The sequence below is a fragment of the Geodermatophilus sp. SYSU D01045 genome, from assembly GCF_054050295.1.
Map to the genome: position 1 here is coordinate 1 of NZ_JBJGZB010000057.1, position 1,011 is coordinate 1,011.

The window sequence follows — 1,011 nt, forward strand, 5'->3', positions numbered from 1 at the left end:
GAGGCGCTGCTGCAGGTGGTGCAGCCGGGGGACCTGGTGGTGGGCAAGTCCACGGTCCCGGTGGGGACCGCGGCCGGGCTCGCCGCCCTGTTCGGTGAGAAGGTGCCCGGGGTGCTGCTGGCGTGGAACCCGGAGTTCCTGCGGGAGGGGTTCGCCGTGGCCGACACCCTGCGGCCGGACCGGCTGGTCTACGGCCTGCCCGCCGACGGCGCCGGGCAGATCGCCGAGGCCCTGCTCGACGAGGTCTACGCCCCCATCGTGGCCCGCGGCACCCCGAAGGTGAGCACCGACCACGCCACCGCCGAGATGGTCAAGACCGCCGCCAACAGCTTCCTGGCCACCAAGATCTCCTTCATCAACGCGATGGCCGAGCTGTGCGAGGCCACCGGCGCCGACGTGAAACTGCTGGCCGACGCGATCGGCCACGACGACCGGATCGGCCGGAAGTTCCTCAACGCCGGCCTGGGCTTCGGCGGCGGCTGCCTGCCCAAGGACATCCGCGCGTTCATGGCCCGCGCCGGCGAACTGGGCGCGGACCAGGCGCTGACCTTCCTGCGCGAGGTCGACAACATCAACATGCGCCGCCGGATCCGGATGGTGGAGCTGGCCCGCGAGGTCTGCGACGGGTCGCTGCTGGGCAAGAAGGTCGCCGTGCTGGGCGCGGCGTTCAAGCCCGACTCCGACGACATCCGCGACTCCCCGGCGCTGAACGTGGCCGCCCAGCTGCAGCTCCAGGGCGCGGTGGTGTGCGTGACCGACCCGGCGGCGATCGACAACGCCCGCCGGGAGTGGCCGCAGCTGGACTACGCGGCCACGCCGGAGCAGGCCGCCGCCGGCGCCGACGCGGTGCTGGTGCTCACCGAGTGGCGGCAGTACCGCGAGCTGGACCCGGTCACCTTCGGGCAGGTCGTGCAGCAGAAGCGGGTGCTCGACGGCCGCAACGCCCTGGACCGGGAGGCCTGGACCGCCGCCGGCTGGACCCACCGCGCCCTCGGCCGCCGCGCCGGCTGA

1 protein-coding gene is annotated in these 1,011 nt (G+C 73.6%); it reads left to right on the plus strand.

From position 1 onward, the window contains the following. On the plus strand, positions 1 to 1,011 hold a 1,011-nt coding region (locus ACI798_RS23105), incomplete at its 5' end, for a UDP-glucose dehydrogenase family protein (protein WP_457049054.1).